This window comes from Clostridia bacterium (assembly GCA_017438525.1).
GTDB lineage: Bacteria > Bacillota > Clostridia > Oscillospirales > RGIG8002 > RGIG8002.
Genome location: JAFRVI010000031.1, coordinates 13,730 through 30,357, shown reverse-complemented (window position 1 = coordinate 30,357; position 16,628 = coordinate 13,730). Strand labels below are relative to the sequence as shown.

Genomic DNA, 16,628 nt, shown 5'->3' with positions numbered 1-16,628 from the left:
GTCATCTTATATTCGGCACCGGATTGAGCGAATCCGGAGACGCGAGCTTCGCGGCGACGCGTAGGATCGCCAGAGCATCCGAGACGGTGATCGTTTCGTCATAGTCGATGTCGCCGATTATGATGCTTTCATACGTTTCTTCAGCAAGCTTCGCGGCGATGCGGAGCGCGGCGAGCGCGTCCGCTACGGTGATCTCGCCGTCGCCGTCAAAGTCGCCCTTCATAGGCGAGTAGAACCCGAAACCGCTCGCGACGACCGTGCAGGAGGCGGTCGCGCCGCCCTTCGCGGTTATCGTTACCGTCGCGGTGCCGTTCAAAAACCCGGTGACGACGGCTCTGTTCTTGCCCGTGGGCATCACCATAATAACGCTGTTGTCCGAGCATTCCCACTCGATGTCGCTGTAGTCGATATCTGCTGCGCCGACGGGACCGAGCCCGAAGATAATCGTTATATCGTTCTTTTCCGGCGTCACGGTGTAGGTCGAATTATTGAACCACGCGCTCGTCGCGAGGACGGTCTTGCCTTTTATGCGGATATAATGGCAGTCGGTTCCCCATACGCCGTCTTTGACGTTGATACCTTTTTCCGGCTTATAGGGCTCGGTATATTCGCCGTTCCAGTTGGAGCCGGACGCGAACTCGCCTTTTTTCAGGATCAATATGTCGTAATAATCATTGGGGAACTCCGCGTAGCCACTGCCCCACGTATCCATAGCGTCTCCCCAGCCGTCCGTCTTGCAAATCAGCTCGCCGTGATTGTAAATCTCCACTCCGGCGCAATCGAGCGCGGGATAATCGGCGTTATCCGTTCCGAGTCCGACGCAGGTCAGCTTCGCGTTATCCTCCACCGTGACGTAAGGGGTGTCGTAATTGAAAATCTGATGCAGACCGTATTTGCCTTTCAGCGTGACCTTGACCTCTTCGCAGAAGTAGACGGAGGCGCCTTCGCCGTAAAGCCCGTCCCGGTCGCACCAGCCCGCGTACGTCTCGAGCGAGCCGTCGCCGATGAAATGAACGTAATCTTGGCCGATATAGACGCCGTGGCAGGCGTCGCCGTCATAGAGATAGTTACCGTAGGTCCCGTTAGTGAAGGTGTTCTCGCCCTTCAGAACAACGAAGATGTCATCGTCGATATAGAGCTGCGCGGAGCGGGTATCATCCTCGCGGTAATACATATCCTTCGCCTTGTAGTTATCAAGCACCAGCACGCGGGTATAGCGGAATGAAATTTCATCATAGCCGTATTCCAGGTCGAGCTCGGTGGGGACGTATTCGCCCTTATCGTAGAAGCGGACGGTGCCGTCAAGGAAGACGTCCGAGGCGTTGAAGGTGTTGATGCGCGTTCCGCTCACCCAGACGTTATAGCCCTGCGGCTCGAAGTAAACGTAAGTTGCGTAGGCGGTGCAGTCAGAGTTCGTGAAGACGCTGCCGTTCTCTATGCAGCCGTCGGACGGGGTGACGAGCTCGCTGCGGTCGAGAACGATGCTGTCAAAGTTGAGGATACCGTAGCTCTTCGCCTTAACGTATAGGCGGCTGTCGCGGACGACGAGCGTTTCATCGTGCACGGCGTCGATGCCTACGGAGGCGTTGGCGGCGGAGACGGTGAGCGACGCCTTATCCAGCGTCAGCGTCGCGCCGTTGCGGACGGCAACGGCGACCGTGCTGCCGCCCGGGTTTAGCTCCAGAGTGCCGCGGCCGGTAATGGTGGTATCAGCCCCGATGCCGAGCCCGGCGTCGCCGCCGTTGATAGTCGTGTATTTCTCAACGTAGATTGTGAGCCCCGGCTGCTCGGTGCGTATCGCATCCACGTTTGAGGCGTAGTCAAGGCTTCCGCCATAAATCGCCAGGGTGTTTGACGAAGGATCGTACGACATCACCTTATTTGTCATTTCGAAGACACGGTTGAAGTTATCGCTCGTTATCTGTATACCGCCGATCCAGAGCTTGAATCTCGCAAATATCGTAACGTTTGCGGCAAGGCCGCCGTCCCGATCCACGATGCTGCCGCCCTGAACTCTGCCGCCGGAGGGCGCGTCTATCTGACAGCCGTTCAGCGTTACGGAGCCGAAGCCGCTGACCGCGGAGTAGGACGACGTGATGACGACGCGGCTGTATCTGAAATCGACGTTATCGCCGTCTCCGGAGCCGCCCCAGATTCCGTAGCGGCCGTCCTTGACGGTAAGGTCCACGGCGGACAGCGTCAGAGCGGCGCCGCCCGTCACGAGAACGCCCGCCAGTCCGCGCGCGAGCGTGAGCTTGCCGGAGCCCGTTACGGTGAGGTCCGCGGAGGTTTGTATCGTCGGATACGAGCTGCCGCCGCGCAGAGTCACGTCCGCGCCGACGTAGATCGTCAGCCCTTGGTTTTCGTTGTCTATAACGCTGCCGTCGGAATAGGTAATATCCTTGTGTAACATAAGCTCATTCAGCACGGGCGTATAGGAGACCGAATAGTCGCCGAGGACGTTGTTCGCGTTGAGGCTCGTGACCTCCACGCCCGCGACGGTGACGCCGTAGCGGATCATCGGTCTGATGGTGAGCTCTTCCACGATCTCGTCACGGTATCTGAACGCGCCGTCCTTAAACTTCGCGAGAGGCGGATCGACGACCTCGCAGTCGATGAGTTCGACTTCGTTTATGCAAGCAATCGCGCCGTGGTAGCCTCTGGCGTGAAGCGTGCTTTCGTCAATCACGAGCTTGCCCTCATGCGAGTAATAATCCCATATGCAGGAATCCGCAGAGGAATACATATCGACGTCAGCGTGGTCCAGCGTCAGGAGAGCGTCATATCTGAGGTTGATACAGTTATAGTGGCTTCGCATCCGCAGCTTACCGGGGCCCTCGATAGTCAGCGTCGCCGCGCCCTGATACGAAACGTTTTCCCCGTAAGTAACTACTCTGATAACGTCGCTGTTGGACCTGAGCTCGGATTCCTCCGCAACGTAGACGGTCAGATCCTTAAGCTTGTCTAAAATCAGGGCGCCTTTTTCATCATCGCCTTCGTTTACGTAGGTGTAATCGAAGTCGCCTTTGATAAAGAGCGTCTTTGTCCTGTCGTAATACTCGAAGACGCCGTCGCCCATAACGTCGGGGGCGTTGCCGTTATTCACGCGGAAACCCGCGATCCAGAGGTCGTATTCGAACGCGATGGTGACCCAGTTCGCCGGCTTGTTCTGTCCGGTGGTGATCGCGCCGTTTTCGATATGGGGGTTGCTCGGCGAGAGTATCTCGCAGCCGCTGTAGTTTACGCCGCCGCGGAAGCCGGTAACGGAGCCGTTATTCGTAAGGCCGTCAAGGAAGCTGTCCTTGATGACGACCTTTTCGTTGGTCGAGGTGTCGGTGCCGCGTAGTCCGTATTTGCTGCCGCCAACGTTGACTCGCGCGGTATCGAGCGTGACGGTCGCGCCCCTCTCCGCGTAGACGCAGCTCGAAACGGCGCTTTTCATCGTCAGCATTCCCTCGCCCTTTATGGTGAGGTCCTTCGTGGTGTGGATGACGACGCCGGGAGTGGTGAGAGTTACGTTCCTGAAGGCGTTTATCCTCAAATTCTTTATCTCGTTATCGATGAGGTTATCCTTGTCATAAGAGAAATCCTTGTGTATGGTCAGCTCGTTTGCGCCGGGGTCGTAGCTGAAGACGCCGTTGCCGAGGATGTCGCTTTCGTTCGCGTCGTTGACTCCCACGCCCGCGACGATGAGATCGTAGAACGCCGTGGGCTCGGGCAGCATATCGGACGGGAGCGTACCGGGATCGTCGCTCGGCTCGATTGTGACTTCCGTAATGTTATACCCATTACTGTCCAATATTCGATAGAGTCCGTTATAACCAAAAGCAACGTTTCCGTCTTCCGGCAGAGTGATGGTGCAATATGAGAGATATATACCGTTGCGAAAATCACCGATAGGGCAAGCAAATCCGTCGGCATTACAGGCATGCACATAGCTGTTCTGAATAATCAGTCTTTCGTTGTTCGATGAATTGTAGCCACCATTGATGCCCCATCTGCCCGTGACGTCAATCCATGCGTCCTTAATTATCAGAGTCGCGTCAGTAGTGGTATTATACACGCTGATGGCGACGTATATTTCGCCGGCAATCGCCGTGAGCTTGCCGGGGCCCGTAATCACGGCGCTATAGTTAAAGTCAAATACCGCCTCGTCGGAGCGCAGCGTCACGTCCTCGGCGATATACACTTCCAGACCCGGCATATCGCTTTCGACTATATCTTCTGACGACGTGCAGTCGCCCCTGACGGTGAGTCTGTTAAGCTCATCGGAGTAGGAAAAGGCGCCGTCGCCGAGAATATCGCTCTTGTTGGCGTCGGTCACCTTGACTCCGGCGACGAGAAGATCGTATTCCGCCGCCGACGCGGGAATGAACGCGTTCGGGAGCAGCGCGAGCAGCATCGCCGCCGCGATGATCGTTGACAGGAGCTTGCGAAGCGTGTGTTTTTTCATTGTTATTGCCTCCTTGTTTTAGGACGCCCGGTAATTATGCGTGAGTATATAAGTATACATATTACTATATTACAACGCAACCGGCGGAAAGTCAAGAAAAAACAAGCTCCGAAAGGGCACGCCCTTCGGAGCTCGTTTGTACCTTTTTATTATCTGCCGGATCACTCGGCGGCTTCTTCGGCCTTTTCCTCGACAGCGGCGGCTTCCTCGACGGGAGCGGCGGCCTCTTCGACGGCCTCTTCGACGGCGGAGGCGGCCTCTTCGACCTTCTCGGCGGTCTCTTCGGCGGCGGCGACGGCTTCCTCAACGGGAGCGGCGGGCGCCTCGGTCTCCGCGGGGACTTCTATCGCGGCGGGATCCTCGGAAGCTTCGGAAACGGTCTCGACCTCTTCGGCGGGAGCTTCTTCGGTCTTCTTGGGGAGCAGCGCTCTGATGGAGAGCCCGACCTTGTGATTCTCGACGTCGATCGAGGTGATCTTCGCCTTGACTTCCTGGCCGACCTTCAGCTCGTCGGACGCCTTCTCTATGCGGCGGTCCGCGATCTGCGAAATGTGGATCAGTCCGTCGATGCCCGGAACGATCGCGACGAACGCGCCGAAGCTCATCAGACGGTTGACCGTCACGTCGATGACGTCGCCGACGGCGAAGTTATCGGTGAAGGTGTTCCACGGGTTATCCTCTTCCTTGCGGTAGCCGAGGGAAATACGCTTCTTCTCGGCGTCGAAATCCTTGACGTAGACTTCGACTCTGTCGCCGATCTTGAAGATGTCTTCCGGCTTCTTGCCGCGCTCCCAGGACATCTCGGAGACGTGGACCATGCCGTCCACTCCGCCGATGTCGATGAAGGCGCCGTAGCTGGTCAGGGACTTGACCTTGCCGGTGTACTTCTTGCCGACCTCGATCTCGGACCACAGCTGCGCGGCAAGCTCCTTGCGCGTGCGGCGTTCGCCCGCCTTGATGGAGCCGATGACTCTGCGGCGGCGCGGGTTGATCTCGAGGATGACTATCTTCTGCGTGGTGCCGACCAGTACGGACAGGTCGCCGTCGCGCGGAATGCCGGTGCGGGACGCGGGGATGAATACGCGCACGCCGTTGACGATGGCGATAACGCCGCCGTTGACAGCGTCGGTAATCGTGCCTTCAAGGGGCTCCTGAGTGCCTACGGCCTTCTCGATCTCTTCATAACCTCTCATGGCGTCGACGCGCTTCTTGGAAAGCGTGACCATACCGTCAACGTCGTTGACTCTGGTGACGATGAGATCCAGCTCGTCTCCGATGGAAACGAGTTCTTCGGGCGACTTGGTGGTGTCGCTGCTGAGTTCGGAAAGCGGAACAAAAGCGTAGTGCTTGGTATTCAGCTCGATCTGAACCTCCGTCGGAGTTATGCCGATAACTCTGCCGGTGACCCTTTCCCCGTTATATAAAGTCTTGAACGTGTAATCGACTGCTTCAGCAAAGCTCATCTCGTCAAGGTTTACTTCCTTAACAGGTTCTTCCTCCTTGACTTCAGTTTCAACGGCCTCGGCCGCTTTGGTCTCCTCGGCTGCTGCCTCGGGCTCCTGCGATTCTATGATCGCATCTCTTGTTTCTTCGTTCATCTTGTGAACAACCTCCTCAATTATTCCCGACGGTGTGGACGCACCGGCGGTAATCCCGACAATATCGGTATATGCATACCTGCCCATGTCGATTTCGTCCGCGGTCTCGACAAGGACGGTATTGTCGCAATGACTGCGGCAAAGCTCGTAAAGCTTCGCCGTGTTGGAGCTGTTCCTGCCGCCGACGACTATCATCGCGTCGCACTTCGCGGCAAGCTCCGCGGCTTCGGTCTGGCGCGCCTCGGTGGCACTGCAGATCGTGTTCACTATCCTCGCTTCCGGAAGCAGCCGGGCGGCAAGCTCGGCGCATTTCCCCCACTCGGAAACGGAAAACGTAGTTTGAGCCGCTATAATTATGCTATTATACTCTACTTTTTTTGATTCGTAAAGAGTTTTTTTGAAATTTTTTTCATTTTTGAAGACAAAGACGGAACATTTTGCATATTTTCCTACGCCTTTGACCTCGGGATGCGTTTCGTCTCCCGCCAGAAGCAGCAAATCGTTCTCGCCGAGCGATTCCGCAAGCTCGTGGATGCGCTTGACGAACGGACAGGTCGCGTCCGCTACCTTCGCTCCGCGTGCGGCGAGCGTCTCGTAAACGCCGGGACCTTCGCCGTGCGAGCGGATGACGACCGTTTCGCCTTCCCGCGCCTCCTGCGGCGAGTCGATGCGGCGCACTCCCGCTTCCGCAAGCTCGCGGGTAACGACTGGGTTATGTATCAGCTCGCCCAGCGTCGCAGCGGGCGCGCCGGAATCGGCAAGCTCGCGGGCGAGCTTCACCGCGCGCGCTACGCCGAAGCAGAAGCCGGCAGTACGGGCGAGAATTACCTCCATTTTTCCGGTACCCTTTCCTTCAGCGCGAAGAGCGTTTCCATAAGCTCCTTCGACTTGCGGCGGTAATCCAGCATCGAGCCGCCATCGACCGAGAATTCGGACGCGGGTATCACGTCGCCGATAACGACGACGTTGCGCGAGAAAGCGCGCACCTTGCCCTTTTTATTGAAGACGTAAACAGGCAGGACGCCGACTCCCGTCTTGTCGGAGAACATCGCGACGCCGGGCTTGCCGTCGTCCGGATCCTCCCTGTGCGGAAGCCGCGTTCCCTGCGGGAAGAGCGCGAAGGTCTTGCCTTCGTTAATAATTTCATAGACGCGGTTGGTGGCGTCCGAATCGCGCATCCCGCGGTGCACCGGGAACGCGCCGAGCGCCTTTATCAGCGCTCCGAACGGCTTGAAGCGGAAGAGCTCCGCCTTGCCCATGTAATACAGCCGCTTTTTGCACGCCATGCCGATAAGGATCGGGTCGATGAAGGACGTGTGGTTCGAGGCGACTATCACCTGTTCGTCCGTCGGGAAGCCCTTTTTGTTGATAACGCGCTGCCCGTAAAACAGCTTGAAAAACGGGTAAACGATAACCTTGGCTACCGCGTAAAAACTCATCAGACAAGCTCTCCTATCATTCGGGAAATAAAGGCGACCACCTGCTCGAAGCTCATGTTCGTGGAGTCGATAATGCAGGCGTCGGGAGCGGGTTTAAGCGGAGATATTTCTCGGGTGCTGTCCTGCTCGTCGCGCTGCTTGATCTCCTCGACGACCGTGGCGTAGTCCGCTTCGATCCCCTTCTCCGCGAGCTGCTTGACGCGCCGCGCGGCGCGTTCCTCGGCGGAGGCGGTGAGGAATATCTTGATATCCGCGTTCGGCAGGATCACCGTGCCGATGTCGCGGCCGTCCATGATGCAGTCGTTCTTCGCGGCGATGCCGCGCTGAAGCTCGAGCAGGAACGCCCTGACCGCCGGCATCGCGGATATATCCGACGCCGCCATGGCGACCGGCTGGGTGCGTATCTCGTCGCTGACGTCGCGCCCTCCGAGCAGCACGCGCTGCTCGCCGTCGGTGAAGCGCAGGGATATCTCCGTTCCGGGAAGGAGCGCCTCCACCACGGCTTCGTCATGCGTATCGACGCCGCTTTCGAGCACGCGCAGGGCGACAGCGCGGTAAAGCGCGCCGGTGTCGAGATAGAGCATCCCGCGCCGCGCCGCGACTTCTTTCGCGACGGTGCTTTTGCCCGCGCCGGAGGGTCCGTCAATCGCTATATTGAGCATTATTCTGCCTCTGCCGGCGCTTCGCCGCGGCCGATGTTCTTCATGTTCTGACGCGCCTTGCGGATCTCGGTGAGCTCCTGGGTGAGCACCTCGTCGGTGTGCTTGAGCATATTCTCGATATACTCGTTGGTGGAGCGCTTCAGCTCGGCGGACATCTTGTTCGCCTGGGCGACGGTCTCGTTCGCCTTCTGCTGCGCGGCCTTGTAGACCTCTTCCTGCGTGACCATGAACGCCGCCTTTTCCTCGGCTACGCGGATAACGGTATCCGCTTCACGTCTGGCGTCGGCGATGATCTTGTTGCGGTCCGCGACGATGGTCTTCGCCTGGCGGATCTCGGCGGGCATGTTGAGGCGGATATCCTGGACGACGTCCTTTATCTGCTCAACGTCCACCATGCTCTTGGAGGAAAGCGGCACTTTCCACGCTTTGTCAATAAGCTCGTCCATTATGTCGAGCAGGTCGTCAATGTTCATATCCATGGTCTTCTTCTCCTTACGCTCTTATTTTTTTAACAACGTCATCGGCAATCTGCTCGGGAAGCGCGTCCCGAACGAAGCCGCCGTTGCGAATAACTTCTTTGACTATGCTTGAGCTGAGGTACATATACTCCGCGCTGGTCGTCAGGAAGACGGTGTCGGCGTCGGGATAAAGCTTGCGGTTGGTAAGCGCCATCTGGAACTCGTATTCAAAATCCGAGAGCGCGCGCAGGCCTCTGACTATGAAGCCGGCTCCCTGCTGACGGGCGAAATCCGCGAGCAGTCCGCCGTAGGAGGTCACCTCGATGTTTTCGATCCCCGCGGTCGCGCGCTTGATAAGCTCGACGCGCTCATCGGGCGTGAAGACGGGAGTCTTCTTCGCGTTGGACATAACGCAGATTATCAGCTTGTCGAACATCACCGAGGCGCGCTTGATGATGTCTATATGCCCCATCGTGATCGGGTCAAAACTGCCCGGGTAAACCGCTGTCCTCATCGGCGTCGGCTCCTTTCTCGGAAATCTTTTCAAACAGGGTGACGACCGCCCTGCCGTAAACGTAGGTCTTGCGGAGGCGCAGCCCTTCGGCCGCCTCCGGACGCGGCTCCGCGCCGTCTGTCTCGCAAAGCAGTACGCCGCCGTCGTCCAGCAGCTTCGCCGCAAGCGGCAGCAGCTTCGCCGTCCAGCCCTTGTTGTAAGGCGGGTCGCTGAAGATGATATCGAAGCGGTCGGAGCAGGAGTTCAGGAACGCGATCGCATCCCTGCGGACCACCCTGCCCTCGAGCTTCGCTTTCGCGAGGTTGTTTTTTATGCAGCGCAGGGCGTTAAGGTCGATATCCACGAAGACGCAGGACGCGGCTCCGCGGCTGAGCGCCTCGATGCCCATCCCGCCGCTGCCGGCGAAAATATCGAGCGCCCTCGCGCCTTCGATCTCGCACTGTATCGCGCTGAAAACGCCTTCCTTCGCCTTATCGCTCGTCGGGCGCGTGGTCATTCCCTTCGGCGCTTCGAGCGGCGTGCCCTTAGCGCTTCCGCTGACAACTCTCATCGTCTCACTCCGTTTTTACAGCGTGAACGGGTGGAAACAGCACCGAAGTCCCACTTTTCCACCTTAGTAATATATGTTATCATATTTGGCGCTTTATGGCAAGCGGTTTTTTGGATTTTCGCCCGATTTTTTCGCGGATCACGCGTCTGCGGGGATGGCGTCGAAGAACTTGCGGACGTTCTCCGCGGCGGCGCGGCTCATGCCCTTGACGGCGGCGAGCTCGTCGACCGTGGCGGCGCGGACTCCGTCTACGCTTCCGAACGCTTTCAGCAGCGCGGCGGCGCGGCTTTCGCCCACGCCGTCTATCACGCGGAGCTGCGACGTTTTCAGCTCCGCCGAGCGCGCGGCGCGGTGGTAGCTTATCGCGAAGCGGTGCACCTCCTCGGAAACGGCGTAAAGCAGGCGGAACGCCCGCGTCGTTTTGCCTATATCGAGCTCGCCCTCCGGCGAAACGAGACCGCGGAGCGAGTGCTTGTTATCCTTCACCATGCCGAAGAACGGGATATCCACGCCCTTCTCTCTGAAAAGCTCGCCGACGACGGCGACGTGCTGGGCGCCGCCGTCGAGCAGGATCACGTCCGGACGCTCGAAGCCCTTCTCGCCCAGATGGGCGAGGCGGCGCGAAAGCACCTCCGCGGTAGCGGCGTAGTCGTCGCCGCCGGTGACGGAGACGCGGAAGCGGCGGTAGTCGCTCTTTTTAGGCGCGCCGTTCTCGAAGACCACCATGCCGCCGACGGTCGTTTTGCCGCCGGTGTGGGATATATCGTACGCCTCGATGCGCGTCAGCTCGCCGGTCAGCCCGAGGTACGCCTTCAGCTCCTCGGCGGCCTTCGTTTTCTTACCGCCGCGGCGGACGCTGTACTGCACAAGCGCCTCCTCGGCGTTGTCGAGGCAGATGCGCGCGGTCTTCGGCAGGTCGCCCCTGCCCTTGCAGCGCAGGGAAACGCGCCTGCCGCGCTTCGCGGAAAGCCACTCGCGCAGCAGCGCGAAGTCCTCCGGCTCGGACGCGAGCGCGACGACGGGAGGCACCTCCCTGTCTTCGGAATAATACTCGCATATGAAGCTCGTCAGCAGCTCGGGGCCGCTCTCGGTCTCGTCGCAGTCGAAGAAGCTGCTTTCCTTCAGCTTCACCCTGCCCTCGCGAACGTTCAGCACGCAGACGCACTGCGTGACGCCGTCGGAGGTGATGGCGAAGGCGTCGTGCTCGCGGCAGTCGTCGGAAACGACTCCCTGCCGCTGCCAGATGCGGTCAACGGCGGCGATACGGTCGCGCAGCTGCGCGGCCTTCTCGTATTCCATCGCGTCGGAATACGCCTTCATGCGCGCGGTCATATCCTCCACCGCCTGCTTCATGCCGCCGTTTATAAACGCGAGCGCGTCTTTGACGTTCTCGGCGTAGCGCTCCGGCGGGACCCTGCCGGTGCAGGGCGCGCAGCACTGCTTAATGAAATAGTTGAGGCAGGGGCGCTCCGAGCGCTTCCCGTACTCGAGCTTGCGCGTGCAGGTCGGCAGCAGGAACAGCTTTGACGCGAGCTCCAGCGTCTGCCGCGCCGAGCCGGCGGACATGAACGGGCCGAAATACTCCGCGCCGTCGTCCTTTTTGTGATAGACGACGGTGAAGCGCGGGTACTGCTCCCGGCTCTGCCGGATGAAGCAGAAGCCCTTGTCGTCTTTAAGCAGGATGTTGTACTTCGGGCGGTGCTGCTTGATCTGCGAGCATTCGAGCGTCAGCGCCTCCAGCTCGGAGGTGGTCAGTATGTAGTCGAAATCGTAGACGTTCTCGACCATGCGGCGCGTCTTGCCGGTGTGGCTTTCGAAGCGCGCGAAATACTGGCTCACGCGGTTGCGGAGCTTCTTCGCCTTGCCTATGTAAATGATTTCTCCCTCGCGGTTTTTCATGATGTAGACGCCGGGAGTCAGCGGAAGCGAATTCGCCTTTTTCAGACACGCTTCAATGCGATCATTTTTCAAAAAGGTACTCCTCTTCGATATTGTCGGTGACGACCTTGTTCAGATATTTCAGCGAGAAGCCGGAATAGGTCTTTGCCTTGCATCCGTGGGCGGAGGCGAGCTCCTCGGTGTATTCGGAAAGCGGATATATGCGGACGTTTTTCATTCCGCGGTTATAGTGCGTGACGAGCGGAACGTAGCAGATATTCTCTATCGAGATCTCGCCGGTGTTGTTGTTTTTGCGTATATCGAGGTCGACGAGCCCGCCGAGCATATTGCAGGGGCCGTTCATCGCGGAGACGAAGTTGCCGAGCGAATAGACGCAGAAGGTCTTCCCGCCGTCGGCGCGGTCGAGCCACTTCATCGGCTGGATGACGTGCGGATGCGTGCCGATTATCAGGTCGACGCCCCAGTCGGCGAGCTTCTGTGAAAGCGTCTTCTCGAGCTTCGTCAGCGCGGTCTTGGTGCGCTCGGAGTAGTTCTCATCGCCCCAGTGCGCGGAAACGGCGACGACGTCGCATTCCGCCTTCATAACGTCTATCGCCTTCTTGATGACCGCCTCGTCCTCGGCGTAGACGATGCGCTCGGTCATAGAGTCGGGCGCGACGAGTCCGTTCGTGTGCTCGGTGAAGCCGAAAAAGCCGATCTTCACTCCGTTTTTTTCGATATAATGGCAGGTGTAAAGGTCCGCCTCGTCCTTATACATACCGCAGACGCAGATATCCTTATCCGCCTGCGTATCCCAGTACTCGAGCGTGGCGGCGATGCCCTTCCGCCCCTTGTCGAGCATATGGTTGTTCGCGTGGTTGAAGACGTTGAAGCCGACGTCGAGCAGGCAGTCGCCCATCTCCGTCGGAGTGCAGAAGCGCGGATAGTTCGACGGCTCGAAGTATTTGCCCGCGAGGACGGTCTCCTGATTGATGAAGGCGACGTCCGCCTTCTGAATTATCGGCTTGACGTGTTCGTAGACGTAGGAGAAATCGTATTCCAGCTCCGCGGTGCCGCGCTCCTTCGCCTGATTGTAAATGACGTTGTGGATGAGGTTATCCCCCACCGCCATAAGACGCACGACGGCGTATTGCGGCTCGGCAGGCGCAGGCCCCGGAGCCGACGAAGCCGACGAGAACGCGGGCTGCGGCGCCTTCGTTCCGCAGGCGGCGGAGGCGAAAAGCACGCACAGCAGCAGAAGCGCCGCGGCGACGCGTCTTTTATACATAGTACCACCTTCCCGTGTATAATTCTATCACACCCTGTCGATAAAAGCAAATATTATGTCAATATTCTGTTGCATTGAGCCGGAGCTTGTGCTATAATGTAAAAAATCAAGGAAGGGGCAAAAGAAAATGCATCACGAAAATCCGACTATCTTCAACCATCCGCTGATCTCGCACAAGATAACCCTCCTGCGCGACGTCAGGACCGGAAACAAGCAGTTCCGCGAGCTCGTCGAGGAGATCGCGATCCTGATGGGCTATGAGGCGCTCCGCGACCTGCCCACCGAAAAGATCGAGATCGAGACGCCCATTACCAAGACCGTCTCCCCCGTCATCGCCGGCAAGAAGCTCGCCATCGTCCCCATCCTCCGCGCCGGTCTGGGAATGGTCAACGGCATCCACGCGCTCGTGCCCACCGCGAAGGTCGGACATATCGGCCTTTATCGCGATCACGAGACTCTTGAGCCCCATGAATATTACTGCAAGCTGCCCGAGGACATCGACAAGCGCCTCGTCATCCTGCTCGATCCGATGCTCGCGACGGGCGGAAGCGCCTGCGCCGCGGTCGACTTCATCAAGCAGCGCGGCTGCAAGCACATCAAGTTCATGTCCATCATCGCCGCCCCCGTCGGCATCAAGCGCCTGATGGACGCGCATCCCGACGTTCAGCTCTACTGCGGCTGCCTCGATGAGAAGCTCAACGAGAACGGCTACATCGTCCCCGGTCTCGGCGACGCCGGCGACCGTATCTTCGGCACGATGTAAAACAAAACAAATACGCGAACGCCGCTCCATAAGGAGCGGCGTTGTTCTTTTGCAATCGCGACCGTTTTTAATCTCCGTCGGAAAGAAGTTCGATATCGCCCCTGATCTCGATAATCACGTGAACACCGAAACTCTCGGAAATCTCATCCGCAAGATTGCACGCTTCTCTGTTAGCCTCGTTGACGCCGAATTGAATGATGTTGCCTTCAGACTTAGAGAAAGCGTTATACTTGAACCCCCTTGCGTTCAGGTACGAACCTATCTCGTCAATAAGGCTCCCGAGCTCCGCATCGGAAAGCTCGTGCTTCTCAAGAACGATGAGGTCGGCGTATTCCTCGCCGAGCAACTCAACGTAGCGCTGTTTTACGCTCGCTCTGTCGTCAGTGACAACGATCACGAGCTTCTCCGGCTCGCCGTCGATGCGGCGGTCAAAGTATCCTGCGGGCAGCGAAGCGGCATCCGCAAACACCTCCGCAAAGCGCTTCTCCGCGCTTGACGCGGTCTTTTCGCAGCCGCAGACGCACAGCACAATGCAGACGAGCAACACGGATGCGATAACGGATCTGACCGTTTTCTTCATCATAATTCCCGACCTCCCTTATTTAGTTTTCTGCTTTGATTATATCACATTATCGAGCGGCAGTCAATAAACTGAAAACTTGATCGGTACTCATCCTTTGCGCACAAATACGAAAAGCGCACGGCAAAGCCCCTCCCGACCACTTCGGTCGGGAGGGGCTTTTTTTCGCGCCGCGCAAAAGCGGCACCGGAGGAAATGAAAAGCTACTGCAGCTTTTTATACTCCGCTATCCGCGCAAGCAGCGCGGCGCTGTCCTCGTCGGAGATCTGCGATTCACCCTGATCGATCAGCTTGTGGGCTGCGGTCTCAAGCGCTTTCAGCGATATTTGCTTCTCCTTGTAAAGCGTCGCGGGATTGTCGATTATCCAGCGGAGAGGATATATCTCCCAATCGTCCGCGATGACCGCGTAAGGATTAGCAAACGCCTCTGCGATACGCTTTTTATCCCCGGAATAGATGATGTCGATTTCCTCATCTGTGAAACAAGGATGTCGGAAAATATCTTTTTCCCTTTCTTCCGCCGGATAATCCGGATACTTCATACTATTCTCACGTATTTTTGCGCGGAGCGCTTCAATTTTCGCATTATTCAGCTCAATGAATCTTTCTTTAGTAATATCCAATTCGTCAATTACTTCCATCAAACTGAAAGCTATACCCTCATCAGTATACCACTCCTTTGACTCGTGAAGCTCTTGTATGTCCTTCCCGGTCTTTTCGATAATATAGTCACCCAACAGCGTTCTTATCGAGGTGAATCGGTCGTCTAAATACTTATAATTAGTCAATCTTATTCTATCATCCCCGCCATGGGCATCCTGCACATCGGGCGTATTCTGTTCCGTCTGAGAGTCGTCGGACGCCGGGAGCGATTCCGTGCCTGTCGAGCCCTTCCCGCAGGCGAACATCGTCAAGCCGATAACGGCTACGAGCAGTATCAGTATAAATCTTTTCATATTTATTACTCCTTTCAATTGAATAAGCTCTACACTAACCAATTGTATACGGTCCTCCTGTGGAACCGGTAAAACTGATATTGGGATAGAAGTTCTGCGGGTTGACGGTTTTGCCTATATTTGTCCAAATATTCGGTTCGCGCATCATATACAGATGCAGATGATATCCGGTAGCAGATGAGCCTTTGTTTCCAACATAACCTATTATTTGACCTTTTGATACGACATCATTATTTCCAAGAGAAGACGGTGAATCTAAATGCTGAAATCCAACCCGGATCTTATTACCAGTTATTGGGTCATAATCATTAGTCTCTATCACAATATAGTTACCAGCACTATTATCATAGTCCTTATAGTTATCATACACAGAGAGCGCCTCATTGTTCGTGTGCCTCGGGACTATCACATGACAGCCATCTCCTAAACCGGTCACCTGCCACTGCTGATTGGTACCGTTATTAAGAGAAAACTGGATCACGTTTGTTCCGCTTGTCGTACCGCCGCCGGCAACGTCCAGATACTTTGAGCTGTTGACGTTTTTGATGCGATACGTTCCGTTGCTAAAGCAAGTTGATGAAGTGAGATTATAGCTTCTCGGGCTGTTAGATAGAGCAGGATTCGAGCCGCCTATCCCGCAAGCACTTACTGAGTATGTACCATTCGGGAAGTTGTTCCAGTTAACTCCGTACGAAAAGCCGTGATACCCGTTTCCTATGCCGGCAGTAACCAGATCCGACCGATACTGATTTGCAGCAACAGTATGTTCAAACTTCGCCCCGGTAACAACATTCGTTATAGTGATGCGAACATTTATAGGCGTATTTGGAGATGTGCTTATCCAAGCCCATCCTCCTATCAGAGAAGCGTTTACCACATCAAGATGTCCGGAAGGCTGCGCAGCGGCAGCGACCACCGTGCTTTTGGGAACGTAGCCGCGCTTATACCCTCCGGTTATCGGGTACTGTATATAATACCACGTCCCATCCTCCTGCAATACAGTTATGTTGTCGGTCGAGTAGACGGTGCCTATCGTCATAGATGACGTCGTATTACGGTTATATACAGTTTGGTTAGAGGAAGTGTGCGCAGGGAATGACGCGTAGTTGATGCCGCCTACTCCGGAAACAGAGATCTTGCTTTTCGGAACGTAACCGCGCTTGTATCCGGAATAAGCTCCGCTGCTTACGGTATATTGGATATAATAGCTGTTCCCCTCCGCCCAATAAACGCTTACAGTTTCAATCCCGATAGACCCGATAGTCATTGAAGACGTGTTATCCGGCATACAATACACGGTACTGGACGCGACAGAAGACGCGCTCGCGGGAGTCGGCAGCGCGAAGGCGGTAACGCCGGATGCGAAAACAACGAAAAGCATAACAAAGACCGAGAATAAAGATAGTGCCTTTTTCATACTAACCTCCTGTTTTTTAGATTCTAATAAACCTCGCGGAGATCATCTGAAAAGCCCATTGGAATCACCCTT

General features: G+C 56.8%; 13 protein-coding genes. 1 reads left to right on the top strand and 12 read right to left on the bottom strand.

What is annotated here, in order from left to right; translation table 11 throughout:
• Position 1 precedes the first annotated feature (1 nt).
• From IJL83_03305 to IJL83_03265, 9 genes are all read right to left on the bottom strand, one after another.
• Positions 2 to 4,453: a dockerin type I repeat-containing protein gene (locus IJL83_03305; protein ID MBQ6552625.1), complete on the bottom strand. Its 4,452-nt coding sequence runs from the start codon at positions 4,451 to 4,453 to the stop codon at positions 2 to 4.
• Positions 4,454 to 4,614: 161 nt separating this feature from the next.
• Positions 4,615 to 6,885 carry a bifunctional 4-hydroxy-3-methylbut-2-enyl diphosphate reductase/30S ribosomal protein S1 gene (locus IJL83_03300; GenBank protein ID MBQ6552624.1) on the bottom strand — a complete coding sequence of 757 codons (2,271 nt, stop codon included), beginning with the start codon at positions 6,883 to 6,885 and terminating at the stop codon, positions 4,615 to 4,617.
• Complete coding sequence (locus IJL83_03295; GenBank protein MBQ6552623.1) at positions 6,876 to 7,490, bottom strand: 1-acyl-sn-glycerol-3-phosphate acyltransferase; 615 nt, start codon at positions 7,488 to 7,490, stop codon at positions 6,876 to 6,878. Before IJL83_03295 ends, IJL83_03300 begins: the two co-directional genes overlap by 10 nt.
• Positions 7,490 to 8,152 carry a (d)CMP kinase gene (locus IJL83_03290; protein ID MBQ6552622.1) on the bottom strand — a complete coding sequence of 221 codons (663 nt, stop codon included), beginning with the start codon at positions 8,150 to 8,152 and terminating at the stop codon, positions 7,490 to 7,492. The genes IJL83_03295 and IJL83_03290 overlap by 1 nt, the downstream gene beginning before the upstream one ends.
• The gene (locus IJL83_03285; protein ID MBQ6552621.1) at positions 8,152 to 8,625 is read right to left on the bottom strand and encodes an ATPase; all 474 of its coding nucleotides are present in this window, start codon (positions 8,623 to 8,625) and stop codon (positions 8,152 to 8,154) included. The genes IJL83_03290 and IJL83_03285 overlap by 1 nt, the downstream gene beginning before the upstream one ends.
• A 19-nt stretch (positions 8,626 to 8,644) precedes the next feature.
• Complete coding sequence (gene coaD, locus IJL83_03280; protein ID MBQ6552620.1) at positions 8,645 to 9,124, bottom strand: pantetheine-phosphate adenylyltransferase; 480 nt, start codon at positions 9,122 to 9,124, stop codon at positions 8,645 to 8,647.
• Entirely contained in the window at positions 9,093 to 9,674 is a 582-nt protein-coding gene (rsmD, locus tag IJL83_03275; protein ID MBQ6552619.1) for a 16S rRNA (guanine(966)-N(2))-methyltransferase RsmD, read from the bottom strand. Before rsmD ends, coaD begins: the two co-directional genes overlap by 32 nt.
• A 138-nt stretch (positions 9,675 to 9,812) precedes the next feature.
• Positions 9,813 to 11,645 (bottom strand): excinuclease ABC subunit UvrC, encoded by a 1,833-nt coding sequence (gene uvrC / locus IJL83_03270; GenBank protein ID MBQ6552618.1) that lies wholly within the window; start codon positions 11,643 to 11,645, stop codon positions 9,813 to 9,815.
• Complete coding sequence (locus IJL83_03265) at positions 11,635 to 12,840, bottom strand: CapA family protein (GenBank protein MBQ6552617.1); 1,206 nt, start codon at positions 12,838 to 12,840, stop codon at positions 11,635 to 11,637. Before IJL83_03265 ends, uvrC begins: the two co-directional genes overlap by 11 nt.
• Before the next feature lie 127 nt (positions 12,841 to 12,967).
• Between IJL83_03265 and upp the strand changes: the two genes are divergently transcribed.
• On the top strand, positions 12,968 to 13,603 hold the full coding sequence (gene upp, locus IJL83_03260) for a uracil phosphoribosyltransferase (protein ID MBQ6552616.1): 636 nt from the start codon (positions 12,968 to 12,970) through the stop codon (positions 13,601 to 13,603).
• Between the two features lie 67 nt (positions 13,604 to 13,670).
• Here the strand turns inward: upp and IJL83_03255 are convergent, their stop codons facing one another.
• The 3 genes from IJL83_03255 to IJL83_03245 form a co-directional block, all read right to left on the bottom strand.
• Positions 13,671 to 14,186, bottom strand: a complete 516-nt coding sequence (locus tag IJL83_03255; protein ID MBQ6552615.1) for a hypothetical protein — start codon at positions 14,184 to 14,186, stop codon at positions 13,671 to 13,673.
• A 200-nt stretch (positions 14,187 to 14,386) separates the two neighbouring features.
• Positions 14,387 to 15,139 (bottom strand): hypothetical protein, encoded by a 753-nt coding sequence (locus IJL83_03250; GenBank protein MBQ6552614.1) that lies wholly within the window; start codon positions 15,137 to 15,139, stop codon positions 14,387 to 14,389.
• 34 nt (positions 15,140 to 15,173) lie between these two features.
• Positions 15,174 to 16,556: an RICIN domain-containing protein gene (locus IJL83_03245; GenBank protein MBQ6552613.1), complete on the bottom strand. Its 1,383-nt coding sequence runs from the start codon at positions 16,554 to 16,556 to the stop codon at positions 15,174 to 15,176.
• Between the last annotated feature and the right edge of the window lie 72 nt (positions 16,557 to 16,628).

What these genes read in the sequence shown, in the direction of transcription:
- rsmD (MBQ6552619.1), bottom strand. Translation starts at nt 9,674, where the DNA reads ATGAGAGTTGTCAGCGGAAGCGCTAAGGGCACGCCGCTCGAAGCGCCG.
- IJL83_03290 (MBQ6552622.1), bottom strand. Translation starts at nt 8,152, where the DNA reads ATGCTCAATATAGCGATTGACGGACCCTCCGGCGCGGGCAAAAGCACC.
- coaD (MBQ6552620.1), bottom strand. Translation starts at nt 9,124, where the DNA reads ATGAGGACAGCGGTTTACCCGGGCAGTTTTGACCCGATCACGATGGGG.
- IJL83_03245 (MBQ6552613.1), bottom strand. Translation starts at nt 16,556, where the DNA reads ATGAAAAAGGCACTATCTTTATTCTCGGTCTTTGTTATGCTTTTCGTT.
- upp (MBQ6552616.1), top strand. Translation starts at nt 12,968, where the DNA reads ATGCATCACGAAAATCCGACTATCTTCAACCATCCGCTGATCTCGCAC.
- IJL83_03265 (MBQ6552617.1), bottom strand. Translation starts at nt 12,840, where the DNA reads ATGTATAAAAGACGCGTCGCCGCGGCGCTTCTGCTGCTGTGCGTGCTT.
- IJL83_03285 (MBQ6552621.1), bottom strand. Translation starts at nt 8,625, where the DNA reads ATGAACATTGACGACCTGCTCGACATAATGGACGAGCTTATTGACAAA.
- IJL83_03255 (MBQ6552615.1), bottom strand. Translation starts at nt 14,186, where the DNA reads ATGATGAAGAAAACGGTCAGATCCGTTATCGCATCCGTGTTGCTCGTC.
- IJL83_03305 (MBQ6552625.1), bottom strand. Translation starts at nt 4,453, where the DNA reads ATGAAAAAACACACGCTTCGCAAGCTCCTGTCAACGATCATCGCGGCG.
- IJL83_03300 (MBQ6552624.1), bottom strand. Translation starts at nt 6,885, where the DNA reads ATGGAGGTAATTCTCGCCCGTACTGCCGGCTTCTGCTTCGGCGTAGCG.
- IJL83_03295 (MBQ6552623.1), bottom strand. Translation starts at nt 7,490, where the DNA reads ATGAGTTTTTACGCGGTAGCCAAGGTTATCGTTTACCCGTTTTTCAAG.
- IJL83_03250 (MBQ6552614.1), bottom strand. Translation starts at nt 15,139, where the DNA reads ATGAAAAGATTTATACTGATACTGCTCGTAGCCGTTATCGGCTTGACG.